Annotated in this window: 14 protein-coding genes; 11 read left to right on the top strand and 3 right to left on the bottom strand. The window is 34.6% G+C overall.

Annotation, left to right across the window (positions count from 1 at the left end):
• Positions 1-61: 61 nt before the first annotated feature.
• On the bottom strand, positions 62-481 hold the full coding sequence (locus LV842_RS12205) for an MliC family protein (RefSeq protein WP_233111736.1): 420 nt from the start codon (positions 479-481) through the stop codon (positions 62-64).
• Positions 482-517: 36 nt separating this feature from the next.
• Positions 518-2,062 carry a T9SS response regulator signal transducer PorX gene (gene porX, locus LV842_RS12200; RefSeq protein WP_233111735.1) on the bottom strand — a complete coding sequence of 515 codons (1,545 nt, stop codon included), beginning with the start codon at positions 2,060-2,062 and terminating at the stop codon, positions 518-520.
• A gap of 282 nt (positions 2,063-2,344) precedes the next feature.
• Between porX and LV842_RS12195 the strand changes: the two genes are divergently transcribed.
• The 11 genes from LV842_RS12195 to LV842_RS12145 all read left to right on the top strand — a co-directional run bounded on the left by LV842_RS12195 (position 2,345) and on the right by LV842_RS12145 (position 13,251).
• Positions 2,345-3,571, top strand: a complete 1,227-nt coding sequence (locus LV842_RS12195) for an HD domain-containing protein (protein WP_233111768.1) — start codon at positions 2,345-2,347, stop codon at positions 3,569-3,571.
• Between the two features lie 73 nt (positions 3,572-3,644).
• Complete coding sequence (lpxD, locus tag LV842_RS12190; protein ID WP_233111734.1) at positions 3,645-4,676, top strand: UDP-3-O-(3-hydroxymyristoyl)glucosamine N-acyltransferase; 1,032 nt, start codon at positions 3,645-3,647, stop codon at positions 4,674-4,676.
• The gene (locus LV842_RS12185) at positions 4,669-6,066 is read left to right on the top strand and encodes a bifunctional UDP-3-O-[3-hydroxymyristoyl] N-acetylglucosamine deacetylase/3-hydroxyacyl-ACP dehydratase (RefSeq protein ID WP_233111733.1); all 1,398 of its coding nucleotides are present in this window, start codon (positions 4,669-4,671) and stop codon (positions 6,064-6,066) included. The genes lpxD and LV842_RS12185 overlap by 8 nt, the downstream gene beginning before the upstream one ends.
• Positions 6,067-6,858: an acyl-ACP--UDP-N-acetylglucosamine O-acyltransferase gene (lpxA, locus tag LV842_RS12180; protein ID WP_233111732.1), complete on the top strand. Its 792-nt coding sequence runs from the start codon at positions 6,067-6,069 to the stop codon at positions 6,856-6,858.
• Between the two features lie 29 nt (positions 6,859-6,887).
• Positions 6,888-7,454, top strand: a complete 567-nt coding sequence (gene efp, locus LV842_RS12175) for an elongation factor P (RefSeq protein ID WP_087709289.1) — start codon at positions 6,888-6,890, stop codon at positions 7,452-7,454.
• A gap of 73 nt (positions 7,455-7,527) precedes the next feature.
• Positions 7,528-8,430, top strand: coding sequence for a UDP-3-O-(3-hydroxymyristoyl)glucosamine N-acyltransferase (locus LV842_RS12170; RefSeq protein ID WP_233111731.1), 903 nt, complete (start codon positions 7,528-7,530; stop codon positions 8,428-8,430).
• A gap of 90 nt (positions 8,431-8,520) precedes the next feature.
• Positions 8,521-9,393, top strand: coding sequence for a succinate--CoA ligase subunit alpha (gene sucD / locus LV842_RS12165; protein ID WP_233111730.1), 873 nt, complete (start codon positions 8,521-8,523; stop codon positions 9,391-9,393).
• Positions 9,394-9,505: 112 nt separating this feature from the next.
• A complete protein-coding gene (locus LV842_RS12160) occupies positions 9,506-10,150 on the top strand; it encodes a porin family protein (protein WP_233111729.1) in 645 nt (214 codons plus the stop codon).
• 247 nt (positions 10,151-10,397) lie between these two features.
• Positions 10,398-11,171 (top strand): LuxR C-terminal-related transcriptional regulator, encoded by a 774-nt coding sequence (locus LV842_RS12155; RefSeq protein ID WP_233111728.1) that lies wholly within the window; start codon positions 10,398-10,400, stop codon positions 11,169-11,171.
• A 190-nt stretch (positions 11,172-11,361) separates the two neighbouring features.
• The gene (locus tag LV842_RS12150) at positions 11,362-12,804 is read left to right on the top strand and encodes a hypothetical protein (protein ID WP_233111727.1); all 1,443 of its coding nucleotides are present in this window, start codon (positions 11,362-11,364) and stop codon (positions 12,802-12,804) included.
• 3 nt (positions 12,805-12,807) lie between these two features.
• The gene (locus LV842_RS12145) at positions 12,808-13,251 is read left to right on the top strand and encodes a hypothetical protein (RefSeq protein WP_233111726.1); all 444 of its coding nucleotides are present in this window, start codon (positions 12,808-12,810) and stop codon (positions 13,249-13,251) included.
• 113 nt (positions 13,252-13,364) lie between these two features.
• Here LV842_RS12145 and LV842_RS12140 read toward each other — a convergent pair whose 3' ends face one another.
• Positions 13,365-14,675, bottom strand: a complete 1,311-nt coding sequence (locus tag LV842_RS12140) for an ABC transporter permease (RefSeq protein ID WP_233111725.1) — start codon at positions 14,673-14,675, stop codon at positions 13,365-13,367.
• Positions 14,676-14,678: the final 3 nt, after the last annotated feature.

The raw sequence follows: 14,678 nt of genomic DNA, 5'->3' as shown, positions 1-14,678 counted from the left end.
GTTGAAATATATCAAAAGACTGCATAAAAAACAAATGCCGACTAAAAAGCCGGCATTTAATTTATTTAACTCCTTTGAAAACGACTTTTCCGTCTTTCAAAAGCTGATTTTCCAATCCTTTGCCTCTCAGATCCCAATGATCATTCTTATAATGAATTCCTGAACCGGTTGGCTGACCCTTCAATTCAATAGTTTCGCCTTCATAAATAATCGTAGCTGTATTTTTACTGTTGTCAAAAGTCATGTCAATGAATTTTCCTTCAGCATTGGTTGACTTTGCTTTTACGATAGAATTATTTTTTACAGCTGTAGAATCCGCTGGTGCAGGAGATATATCTGATGTGTTCGTTTGTGTAGAATCAGAATGAATGACCGCCGTTGCAGAGTCTGATGTTACTTTAGAATCATTATTGCTTTCTTTTTTACAGGAAACAAGTGATAAAGCTGCTAATGCAGGCAAAAATAAAATTGATTTCTTCATTTCTTATATTTTAAAGGTGCATTTAATATATAAAGACTATTTAGGCTCTAAAACACTAATCGGAATAATACATTCTTCCAAAGATATTCCTCCGTGTTGATAGGTCTCTTTATAATAATTTACAAAATGATTGTAGTTCTTAGGATAAGCCAGGAAAATATTGTTTTTGGCAAAGATATATTTTGAGCTTAAGTTACCTTTTGGTAAAAATAGTTTTTCAGGGTTTGAAACTGCCCAAACATCACTATTGTCATAAGTTAAACTTTTCCCTGTTTTATAACGGATATTTGTAGAAGTTTCTCTGTCACCTACAACGCGGCTTGGTTTCTTTACATATACCGTTCCGTGATCTGTAGTGATCACCAGTTTGAAGCCGCTTTCGGCAGCCACTTTTATTATTTTTAACAAAGATGAATTTTCAAACCAGTTCAAAGTAAGCGAACGGAAGGTTTTGTCATCTCTGATAAGTTGATCTACAATATGATTGTCGGTTTTTGCATGAGAAAGAATATCGATAAAATTATAGACAATAACCAACAGATCATTGTTTTTGTGCTGATTAAAATCATCATAGATTTTTCTTTCAAAATCAGCATTCAAAACTTTTAAATACTTCATTGATTTTGAACCGAGCCCGATTCTTTTCATTTGATCTTCCAGAAAATCACGTTCAAATTCATTTTTGTTTCCTTCCTCATTATCATTAAACCATTTTTCAGGAAAACGTTTTTCTATTTCCGAAGGCATTAAACCTGCAAAAAATGAGTTTCTCGCATATTGAGTTGCCGTAGGAAGAATACTGTAATAATAATCCTCAGAAACCTTATTGTAATGTTTCGTAAATAATGGTTCAATGACTTTCCACTGGTCATATCTAAGATTATCCACCATCAGTAAAAGAACTTTTTCTTTTTCAACTTCAGGTTTTACTTTATCTTTAAATAAGGTATGGCTCATCATTGGTTTTTCCGAGTCATGTAACCAATCTTCATAATTGTTTTCTATAAATTTGGCAAACTGAATGTTCGCTTCCTCTTTTTGAGACTGAAGAAGATCTGCAAATTCATTATCGGCAACTTTATCAAATTTAAGTTCCCAATTCACGATTTTTTTATAATATTCTGCCCAATCCTGGTACGTTCTCAGGTAGGAAAGCTCCATAGAAAGATTTCTGAACTCCTGCTGATATTGTAAAATGGTTTTCTGTTCAACAAGATTGTCTTCCTGAAGATTCTTTTTAAGTGAAAGTAAGATCTGATTAGGATTTACAGGCTTTAATATATAATCCGCGATCTGAGAACCTATGGCTTCTTCCATAATATGTTCTTCTTCACTTTTGGTAACCATTACAATTTTTAAAGAATTATCTTTTTCTTTAATCATAGGAATGGCTTCGAGTCCGGAGATTCCGGGCATATTTTCATCGATAAGAGTTAACGCAAATTTTTCGGAATCCATTAATTCCAATGCTTCATTTACATTATTAACAGGGGTTACCTGATACCCTTTTTTCTCTAAGAATACGATATGAGGTTTTAGTAAATCTATTTCATCATCTATCCATAATATCTTTTCCGACATAATATTTATTTTTCATGGTTATAGTATCAAAATTTCGACCAAATTTCTTGTATAAATGATAAAAATTGGCTTTTGATAGTTAAAGTTTCGTTAAATGGAAATACATTCTATTTATAACGAGAATAAGAGTTTAAAGATAGATATAAAAAACAGCTTAAAAAAGTATTCTGAAAACTTTAGGTCTAAGGAAATTTTTAACCTGTTTTGCGTAAGATTTTATTGGATGTAATTCATATAGGAACGGTTAAAAAACTTATTTTTGCAGTATACACCTATTTTCTCATGCAGAATAAGCTAAAAATTATCAACGATCCTGTTCACGGTTTTATCAAAATTCCACACGAAATATTATTTGATGTTATTGAGCATCCATACTTCCAGCGACTGAGAAGAATAGGGCAGACAGGATTATTAAATTTGATTTTCCCCGGCGCTACCCATACAAGATTTCATCATGCTATTGGTGCCATGCATCTGATGTTTACGGCATTGGAAACGTTGAAGCAGAAAGGCGTGAAGATTTCTGAGGATGAAGAAAAAGGGGCAATGTTGGCGATTTTGATGCATGATATAGGTCATGGTCCGTTTTCTCATGCCTTGGAAAGTATGTTGATGGATGATTGGCATCATGAAAATCTTTCGTTGCTTTTGATGAACAAACTGAATGAGGAGTTTGAAGGTAAATTATCAGTTGCCATTGAAATGTTTCAGGGGAAATACCATAGAAAATTCTTTAATCAGCTTATTTCTTCACAATTGGATGTTGACCGGTTAGATTACTTAAACAGAGATAGTTTTTTCACAGGAGTTTCGGAGGGGAATATAAATACACAGCGAATTATTTCGATGATGAATGTTTGTGAAGAAGGAGAATTGGTGATCGATGCCAAAGGAATTTATTCCATTGAAAATTTCCTGACCGCAAGAATGTTCATGTATTGGCAGGTGTACTATCACAAAACATCGGCATTAGCAGAGTTTCTTTTGGTTAAAATTTTAGAAAGAGCAAAATATCTTGTTTCGCAGGGTGTTGATCTTCCTGCCACTGAAAATCTGAAATATTTTTTACACAGAGGGAAAAATTCTGCCACAGATGAAGATGTTGAAAGATTTACCCAGCTTGATGATAATGACGTTATTCAGGCCATGAAAAACTGGCAGTCAGCAGATGATTTTATTCTATCATACTGGTGTAAATGTGTGATTCAGAGAAACCTGCCCAAGACGATTATTTCTTCCCATGCATTTGATGCCGGATTTATTGAGGAAAAAGTAAAAAAGACCAATGAATTTTTCGGAATCGATAATGGGAATGAATTGGTGCATGAAATCAAAAGAAAGCTTTTACCATACAACAGTAAAAAACAACCGATTTTTTTATTACAGAAAAACGGAAAAAAAATAAGATTGGAAGAGTCGGAAGATCAACTTTTATCAGGATTAATCGTAAATAAAACAACACGTTATATTCTGATGTTCCCAAGAGATGTCTCCCGCGTAATTTCTTAAAGTATCTTAAAATTCACGATCCGAAAATTAAAAAAATGTTTGCGAATTACAGAATTTATTATCTTTGCAGAATATGGAATTTACAGCTTCGCAAATTGCAAGTTTTATTGACGGAAAAATAATAGGTGATGAGAGTACACTTATTACTGGGGTTTCACCAATTGAAAATGGGGAATCAGGGCATCTTTCTTTTATAGCACAAGATCGATTTTCCCATTATCTGGATAGTACCAATTGCTCCGTTATTATTGTTTCGGAAAAACTTTTATCAAAAGATATATATAATCCTACCATTATTGTAGTTAAGGATGCATACCTTTCATTTCAGATTTTAATGAATCTATATCAGGAAATGCAGGGTAGAAAAGAGGGTATTGAAGATGGTTCTTCAATCCATGACACTGCAGTAATCGGAGATAAAGTGTACATTGGTGCTTTTACTTATGTATCAGAAAAGGCAAAAATTGGAGAGGGATCTCAGATTTATCCGCAGGTGTACATCGGAAAAGGAGTAAAGATCGGTAAAAACTGTAAAATTGACAGTGGAGCAAGAATTTATGATTATTGTAGTATTGGTGATAATTGTGTCATTCATTCCAATACGGTAATCGGAGGAGATGGTTTTGGTTTTCAGCCCACTCCGGAAGGCTTCAAAAAAATTCCTCAATTAGGAAACGTTATCATTGAAGATGATGTAGAAATTGGTTCAAACTGTAGTATCGACAGAGCTACCATTGGTTCTACCATTATCGGAAAAGGAACAAAAATCGACAACTTAATTCAAATTGCTCACAACGTAAAAATCGGTCAGAATAATGTAATTGCAGCACAAGCCGGAATTGCAGGATCTACTACCATTGGCGACTGGAACCAAATTGGTGGTCAGGTGGGCGTTGTTGGTCATATTAAAATAGGAAATCAGGTGAAAATTCAGGCTCAGAGTGGCGTGAATTCTAGCGTTAATGATAAAGAAACATTGTACGGTTCACCGGCAATCAGTTATAATGACTATTTAAGAAGTTATGTACATTTCAGGAATTTACCTGAACTTGTCAACAGAATAAACAATCTTGAGAATAACTCAAAAGATCATACTAATGAGTGATATGCAAAAAACGCTTCAGGAAGAAGTAACACTTTCCGGAATCGGACTTCACACGGGTAAAGAAGTAAAACTAACCATCAAACCTGCAAAAGAAAACACAGGTTTTATATTTGTAAGAACAGATTTGGAGGGACATCCTCAGGTCGAAGCTGATGTTAACTATGTAGTAGCAACGGAAAGAGGAACAACATTAGAAAAATTAGGGGTAAAAATCAATACTTGTGAGCACCTTTTAGCTGCTTTAGTAGGTTGCGATGTAGATAACGCTATTTTAGAGATGGATGCTTCTGAGCCACCAATCTTGGATGGATCTTCAAAATTCTTTGTGGAAGCTATCGAAAGCGTGGGTGTGGTAGATCAGAATGCAGCAAGAGAATATCTTGTCGTAAAAGAAGTTCTTACATACAGCGATCCTGCTACAGGTTCTGAAATTACAATCATTCCTTCAGATACCTACGAAATTACAACGATGGTAGATTTTGGGACTAAAGTTTTAGGAACTCAAAATGCTACGCTTAAAAATATTTCAGAATTTAAAGAAGAAATCTCATCTGCAAGAACGTTCAGTTTCTTACATGAGCTAGAAATGCTTTTAGATCACGGTTTGATCAAAGGTGGAGATATTTCTAACGCGATTGTTTATGTAGATAAAGATCTTACTCCTGATACAACAGAAAAACTGAAGAAAGCTTTTGGGAAAGACAATGTGTCTATCAGACCCAACGGAATTCTTGATAACTTAAATCTGAACTATCCAAACGAAGCTGCAAGACATAAATTACTTGATGTAATTGGTGATTTGGCTTTGGCGGGTGTTAAAATAAAAGGTAAAGTAATTGCCAATAAACCAGGACATTTCGTAAATACTCAATTTGCAAAAAAACTGAACCGTCAGTGGAAATTGCAAAAAAAGAAAAACGTTCCTGATTTTGATTTAACCAAAGAACCGGTTTTCGATATCAACGGAATTATGAAGTTGATGCCTCATAGACCTCCATTCTTATTGATTGATAAAATTCTTGAGCTTTCAGATTCTCATGTGGTGGGGCTTAAAAATGTTACAATGAACGAACCTTTCTTCGTTGGACATTTCCCTAAAGAACCTGTAATGCCGGGAGTTCTTCAGGTAGAAGCTTTGGCACAAACAGGAGGAATTCTTGTATTGGCAAGTGTTCCGGATCCTGAAAATTACTCTACGTATTTTATTAAAATTGATAAAGTAAAATTCAAGAGAAAAGTAATTCCTGGAGATACGCTTATTTTCAAAATTGAATTGATTGAGCCTATCAGAAGAGGAATTGTTCATATGCAAGGATACGGTTACGTAGGAGATACAGTAGCTGTAGAAGCAGAATTAATGGCCCAAGTTGCAAAAAATAAAGTTGATTAAATGATTCATCAATTAGCAGCCGTAGATAAACGTGCAAAAATCAGCAAAAATGTAATTGTAGAACCTTTTACTACTATTGCAGGGGATGTGGAAATCGGAGAAGGAACATGGATCGGTCCTAATGTTACCATTATGGACGGAGCAAGAATCGGTAAAAATTGTAGGATTTTTCCCGGGACGGTAATTTCTGCCATTCCTCAGGATTTAAAATTTGATGGAGAAGATACTCAGGTCATTATCGGTGACGATACAACAATCAGAGAGTGTGTAACAGTAAACAGAGGTACAAAAGCTCTCGGACATACTAAAATTGGGAAAAACTGCCTTATTATGGCGACTTCTCACATTGCTCATGACTGTGTTATCGGAGATCACGTTATCATTGTAAACGGTTGTGGTATTGCAGGTCACGTTGAAATTGGTGACTATACGGTGATGGGAGGTTTATCTGCTGTTCACCAGTTTGGTAAAATTGGAAAACATGTGATGATTTCTGGGGGTACTTTGGTAAGAAAAGATATTCCGCCTTACGTAAAAGTAGCAAGAGAGCCTATGTCTTATGCAGGGATTAACTCAGTAGGTTTAAGAAGAAGAGGATTCACTAATGAAAAAATCTTCGAAATCCAAAAAATTTACAGAGCGATCTTCCAAATGAAAATGAATGTTTCTCAGGCAATCACTCATATTGAAAAAGAAATGCTTCCCACTGCTGAAAGAGATGAAATTCTTCAGTTCATCCAAAATTCACCTAGAGGTATCGTAAAAGGATATGGAACAGGGAAAGACAATTAAAATATAAAAAACAAAAGATAATACAATTAATGGCAACAAGTAACGATATCAGAAAAGGTCTGTGCATTGAGTATAGTAATGATATTTATAAAGTAATCGAGTTCCTTCACGTAAAACCAGGAAAAGGACCTGCTTTCGTAAGAACAAAATTAAAATCTGTAACCAACGGAAAAGTAATTGATAACACTTTCTCTGCGGGTCACAAGATTGAAGAAGTAAAAGTGATCACAAGAAAATTCCAGTATCTTTATGATGATGAGAACGGATTCCATTTCATGAACAATGATGACTTCTCTCAATTATATCTAAACAAAGAAATGATTGAAAACTCAAACTTGATGAAAGCAGGTGAAGAAGTGACAATTATCTTGAAAGAAGTTGACGAAACTCCACTTTCTGCTGAACTTCCTCAATCTGTTTACCTAGATGTAATCGAAGCAGATCCTGGAGTAAAAGGAAACACAGCTACCAATGCTCTTAAAAACGCTATCGTTGAAACCGGGGCAAGAGTAATGGTTCCTTTGTTCATTGAACCGGGAGACAAAATCAAAGTGAGCACTGAAGACGGTTCTTACTTAGAAAGAGTGAAAGAATAATTTTAAATAAAATTTACATAAATTCGGTTTGCATCAGCATTCCGAATTTTGTTTTATAAGAAAATCAATTGTTATGAGATTTCATTCTCCACAAAAATTAAAAACTATTGCAGATCTTATCGGATCTAAATTTGTCGGTTCTGAAGACTTTGAAGTGTTGGGAACTAATGAGATTCACATGGTGAAAGCCGGTGAAATAGTTTTTGTAAACCATCCTAAATATTATGATAAAGCTTTAAATTCTGCAGCTACCATTATTTTAATTGATAAGGAAGTAGACTGCCCGGAAGGAAAAGCACTGTTGGTTTCTGATGACCCGTTCAGGGATTTTAATAAGATCAATACTCATTTTACGAGAATATATAATTTCAGAGAAGAACTTCACGATGTTGAAATCGGTGAAGGAAGTCATATTCACCACTCTGCAGTGATCGGAAACAATGTAACGATCGGAAAGAATACCCTTATTTTCCCGAATGTTGTTATTGGTGACAGAACGGTGATCGGTGATAATGTGGTGATTCAGTCGAATACGGTTTTAGGGGGTGATGCTTTTTATTACAGAAAACTGAATGGAAACTTTGATCGCTTAATCTCAGTGGGAAATGTCATTATCGAAAATAATGTTGAAATCGGAAACGGATGTACCATCGACAGAGGAGTGACGGATTCTACGATCATCGGTGAAGGCTCTGTCTTAGACAATCAGATTCAGATTGGTCATGATACGATTATCGGTAAAAAATGTCTGATCGCTTCACAAGTAGGAATTGCCGGTTGCTGTGTAATCGGTGATGAAGTAACATTATGGGGACAGGTTGGTATTGCCTCCGGAAACAAAATCGAAGCAGGATCTGTACTTTTAGGAAAAACGGGAGTGAACAGAGACCTTGAAAAAGGAACTTATATCGGGATGTTCGCAGAAGATTTTAAAACTTATCTGAAGAAAGAAGTAAAACTGAGAAATCTCAAATAAACAAATCGAAAGTTTTATCTGAAATCAAAGAAAAATAAGTAAATTTGTGAGCATTAATAAAAAATAAAAATAAATTAAAACAACAATAAAATGTCAATTTTAGTAAACAAAGATTCTAAAGTAATTGTACAAGGATTTACAGGGAACGAAGGTACTTTCCACGCAAGCCAGATGATCGAATACGGAACAAACGTAGTAGGTGGTGTTACTCCGGGAAAAGGAAGTAGCGAGCATTTAGGAAAGCCTGTATTCAATACTGTTGCTGATGCTGTTGCAAAAGCTGGAGCTAATGTAAGTATCATTTTCGTACCACCTGCATTTGCTGCAGATGCGATTATGGAAGCTGCTGAAGCAGGTATCAAAGTTATCGTATGTATTACTGAAGGTATTCCTGTAGCAGATATGGTAAAAGTAAAATCTTACATTGCTGACAGAGACTGCAGATTGATCGGGCCAAACTGTCCTGGAATCATCACTTCTGAAGAAGCTAAAATTGGTATTATGCCAGGTTTTGTTTTCAAAAAAGGTAAAGTAGGTATCGTTTCTAAATCAGGAACTCTTACTTACGAAGCTGCTGATCAGGTGGTAAGAGCTGGTTACGGTATCTCTACTGCAATCGGTATTGGTGGTGACCCAATTATCGGAACAACTACAAGAGAAGCTTTGGAGTTATTCATCAACGATCCTGAAACTGAAGCGGTTGTAATGATCGGTGAAATTGGTGGTGGATTGGAAGCTGAAGCTGCAAGATGGTACAAAGCTAGTGGTTCTACAAAACCAGTTGTAGGTTTCATCGCTGGACAAACTGCTCCTAAAGGAAGAACAATGGGGCACGCAGGTGCTATTGTAGGTGGTGCAGAAGATACAGCTCAGGCTAAAATGGAAATCATGAGAGAAAACGGAATCAACGTGGTAGATTCTCCTGCTGATATCGGTGCTACTGTAGCAAAAGTATTAGGATAATTTTTCTTAAAAATAAATACAAGCCTCGTTTTACGAGGCTTTTTTTGTGAGAAATAAAAAAAAATTAGAATAAATACTTATCTTTAAACATTCAAAAAATAAACAAAACAACATGAAAAAACTTTTATTAACCTCAGCATTGGCTCTTTCTACTTTGTCGTTTGCTCAAATAGACTTTAGAAGTACAAGATTTGGAGTTACTGCGGGACCTAACTATTCCCGTGTAAAAAATGCGCATAACCCTTCCGGGCCTAGATTTACCGCTCACGGAGGTTTCTTGGCTCTTATTCCGATTGGAAAAGCAAATCAATTCTATCTTCAGCCGGAAGTATTATATTACGGTGCCGGAGAAACAGGAAAAGATAAAGATGCTAAAGGAACTGCAGGATATGATGCAGTATATGCAAATAATTATCTGAGTGTACCTGTATATTTTAAAGGATATTTTTCTGAAGCGGAATCTGAATTTTTTGGAATGGCTGGTCCGAGATTTAACTTCTTGATCGATCAAACTGTAAAAAATGAAAGCAGAGCGATCTATAAAGAAGATGCACAAGGAAAGGCTAATTCTCTTAATTTCGGAATCGGAATCGGGATGGGATATAGCTACAAAAGACAACTGGAGGTAGCTTTTAAATATGATTTTGGATTATCTGATACATATCCGGATTTAGATGAATCAAAACTGGATTCGAATTCGGCTAAAAGCAAGTCTGAACAAGTACTTAGCTTAAGTGTAAGCTATATTTTTAAATAAAATTTTTTGCCAACTCTATAGAAATCCCGGAATCGTTTTCCGGGATTTTGCATTTAGGAACATTTTTAAATACCATTTCTAAGAAGGGTCAGGAACCGGTTTACTCATGCACAAAAGCAATAAAAAGACTAAAATTTTTTATAAAACTTATATTTTATTTACGTATTTTAGAGATAGTTTAAAATAAGTTAGATAATCGTGAATTTAATTTATTTCTATCGGTCAAATGGTAAATACAATCTAAGCGATGAAAACAAATGATCATTTTTTCATAACGGCTAAAAAATTTTGGAAAACCGTCACTAAAAAAGAGACCAATCCGGATATTGATAAGCTGCAAAACCAGATAGATTTATATAAACGATTGCTGAATATTTTTCATGCCGGAGACTGTTATTATTATGTGTTCAGTATGTATACCGCGGAGTTGGAGATGGTAAGTGAAAATATTAACGCTATTTTAGGCTATGAATCACAGGATTTCTCTGTGGAATTCATGATGAACATTATGCATCCTGATGATAAGGCCTATTTCTTAAACTTTGAATATAAAGTAGTGGAGTTTTTCAAATCATTACCTTATGATAAAGTTCCGTTTTACAAAGTACAATACGATTTGCGATTGAAGAAAAAAGATGGAAATTATATGCGTATTCTTCATCAGGCGGTACAAGTAGATTATGATGAAAACAATTATTACCGTACTCTTTCTCTGGATACTGATATCACTCATATAAAACCGGAAGGACTTCCTTGTTTTTCTCTTATTGGTCTTGATGGCGAACCTTCTTACTATAATATTCAGGATAAAATTTTCACGAAATCTTTCGATTTGTTTACTAAAAGAGAAAGAGAAGTCCTGAAAGGAATTGTAGAAGGGAAAACGAGCCAGCAAATTGCCGACGAATTATTAATCAGCTGCTATACCATCAATGCACACAGAAGAAACATTATGGAAAAGGCAGAAGTGAAAACACCTTTAGAATTAGTTCGTAAAACCCTGAAAGAAGGCTGGGTTTAGATCAAAAATAGTTAGTTCTCTCTATTTTTTTGAATAAGTAATAAGAATAATTTTGTAGAAAACTTTTATCTATGAAAATTTCATTCTTATTGCTCTATGATGCATTATTGATGAATGCACTAGAAACACCCGACTTTACCAAAAGCAACTTATCGCAAGATATCAGTACTAATTATTAAAAACACTAATGATGAAAACCAAGATTTTAATACTTTTTTTGCTGGTTTTCGGATGCATTTCTGCACAGAAAAAAACCGTGAAACCCGCAGCAAAAACAATAAAAAAAGAAGTTCAGGCAACAGCGGAAAAATCTTTGCTATATAACCTTTTGGGTAAAAATATAGATAACGCTTTGATGGAACTCGACGAAAAAATGTCTAGCAAAGGCTATACTTTTTCAGGAGTGAAAGATGATAAAAAATATGTATACACCGCAGATAAACAAAAGACGGAAGAAGTATATAGCTATAATAAATACTTTACCATAAGCAAAGGAGACAGCCCTATTCAAATTTTCTTAAGTGCAAATCCAGATAAAACCATTTACGATATTTATATAAATTATGAGAATCCGGAAGACGGAGAAGCATTAAAAAAAGAAATAGGAGTGGAATCCTGGAAACTTGTAGAAACAAAAGGATCTCAAAGTATTTATAAAAATAAAGAGAGGTTTGTTATTGTCGAGCCCAGTTACATAGAAGCTTTCGTTCCGGAATCTACCTATGAACCAAGTCTTGATATAGCTCCTGTTCTTACCATATTAAACAGTACTCCGATTTGTGTTAAAAAAAAGGATGTCTATTCTGAGGGAGGTCGTTTTATGGATTATACTCAGGACTCCTATTACAAAAACGGATTTAAGATAACAGTTGATGAACAATTACGTAAAGAAACAACCTATGTATACAATCCCAGCAAAATAGCATTACATACAATGCTTAGTAAGCTGCAGGATTTGGGGTATAAGGAAAGATATAAAGAAGAACTAACACAAAACAGATACTTTTATAATGAAGGTTCGAATTCAATGATAAAAGCTACGGAGGAGTATTTAGAAATATACGCTTTACCGGTTCCTAATAAAGAATACGACGAAAATCATTGGAAACAACAGGCTATCACATCATATTTGCTAAACGATATCTATAATAATTTTCCTGACGAAACCATAAGAAGTCAATATTTAAAAGACCATTTTTGGAATAAAAAATCAACTGGGGGAACATTAAATATTTTTGGACGTGATGCTAATGATAATGTGGTAAGAGCAATTGTATATGACAAGCAAAATTTTGATAAATATTGGGGAGCAAAATTTTATATCTCTTTTAAAGATGAAAAAGCAATGAAGAATTTGGAGTTTGATCATTCATTATTATTTGTAAAAAATGAAGCTTCAACTGAAGATTTTTATAAGTTCAACGCTTATTATTACGACAAAAACAAATATACTGCAAGTAAAACAAGCTACGATGTACAACAAAATGTCAACAAACTTGCCGAGCAAAAACTGGAAGCAGAAAGAAAACAAAGAGAAATAGAAGAGAACGAGCGAAAAGCCCGAAAAAATGCAGAACTACAGGAAGGTTTACAAAGCTTTACCAACCAACTTTTAGAATTGTATAAAAAATAAACCATGAAAACGTATTCTAAAATCATAGGAGTTGCTTTTTTCTTTCTAACCTTAAACTTCATAATGGCTCAAGAAGGAGAAAACAGATTGAATGAATGCAAATCTCTTACAATTAAAATGTATAGAGGAGAAAGCCTTCTTCAATCCAAACTTACAGATTGCCTTGTGAGTCTTGCAACTCTCGGATCAGATTATACTACCAAATACACCGATTGGGCAAATGATCTGGCTAACCAAAGTAAAGAAGCGATGGATGCCGAATTAAACAGATTAGAATCTGACAGACAGGCTTCCAAAGAAATTCGTCAGCAGAGTTTTTCCAATATGGTTAACGGAGTTTCTACTAATCTCCAGAATCAGCTTCAAAGAAAAAATGTAGGAATCAGCAATCAGAATTCCAATAGGGATGATCCTTGTAATACAGGGATTGCTAATACTTGCCGTTAATATGTAATAAAACACAACAGGAATGATGTAAAGATAAAAACTGATAACATAGTATTAAAAAAAACGTTTCGTGAATTTTCACGAAACGTTTTATATTTTATTGATTCAACGGATCAACTTTTTATCCATTTCCAAATTTCTTTTAATGTCGCTTTATTTCCATACATCAGAATTCCTACTCGGTAAATTTTTCCGGCAAGGAAAATCATGAAAATAGTGGTTCCTAAAAGCAATGCAATAGACAAAGCAATTTGCCATGCAGGAACTCCATAAGGAATTCTGGCAATCATGGCAACCGGAGAAGTGAACGGAATAATCGATAACCAGAAGCCAAGCGGTCCATCAGGATTATTGATGAACGAAAAACTTCCATACATTCCCAACATAAGCGGTAATACGGCAAATAAGGTAAATTGCTGAGTTTCGGTTTCATTATCCACAGCCGAACCAATTGCTGCATAAATTGAGCTGTAAAAGATATATCCTAAAAGGAAAAAGATAATAAATACAAAAATGATTAAAGGGAAGTTTAACTCTAATAAACTATGTGATACCTGTGTAGCGATTTGAGCTACATCCAGTTTACTCATCATCGCTTCTTCACCTCCCGGAATATTTTTTTGCATAGTAGAAAATCCGGTATTTAAAACCAAAGCTCCAACCACAGACATTGTAATCCAAACAATGAATTGCGTTAAAGCGACCAAAGTTACTCCCAGAATTTTTCCCATCATCAATTCAAAAGGCTTTACCGAAGAAATAATGATTTCTACAACACGGTTGTTTTTTTCCTCCAGAACACTTCGCATTACTCTTACTCCGTAAATAATGATAAACATGAAGGTGACATACATAAGAAGCATACTCAGTACACTTTTCACTCCAAGAGCAAGATCAGAATCTTCCTTATTATTTTCCGAAACATTAATCGTCTTAAGCGAGAAGCCTTTATCAAGATCATCAATCTGAGTTTCGGCAATACCCAATTGTTTTATTTTCTCTTTTTTAATAACATTGCTGAGGTCAGAAATGATACGTTGCTTGGTATCAAAACCGATCTTTGTATTCACGATCAGTCTTGTATTTTTCTGAAACTCATTATAATTTCCATCGTGTATCTGAGATAAAATAAGAATTCCATCTAAAGTTTCATTGCCTTTCAGCGTGCTTATTTTTGACTGTTCCTCAGCAGCCGGAATGATTTTGTATTCTATCTTATCGGTAGATTTCAATTCATTTTTAAAAAGTCCGCTGTTGTCAACAACTTCAATGATATTGTGGGATTCGTTGGCTTTGAACATCAGTCCGATTACCGCTCCAAAAGCGATTAACAGGATAGGAGCAAGCAAAGTCAGTATAATGAAAGATTTTTTCTTAACCTGCGTAAGAAATTCTCTTTTAGTAATTAAAAAAATATTATTCATAAA

Origin of the sequence: Chryseobacterium gwangjuense (assembly GCF_021311115.1) — a bacterium.
Classification (GTDB): domain Bacteria; phylum Bacteroidota; class Bacteroidia; order Flavobacteriales; family Weeksellaceae; genus Chryseobacterium; species Chryseobacterium gwangjuense.
Note: the sequence above shows the minus strand (reverse complement) of the source record. Positions and strands in the feature narration are given on the sequence as shown.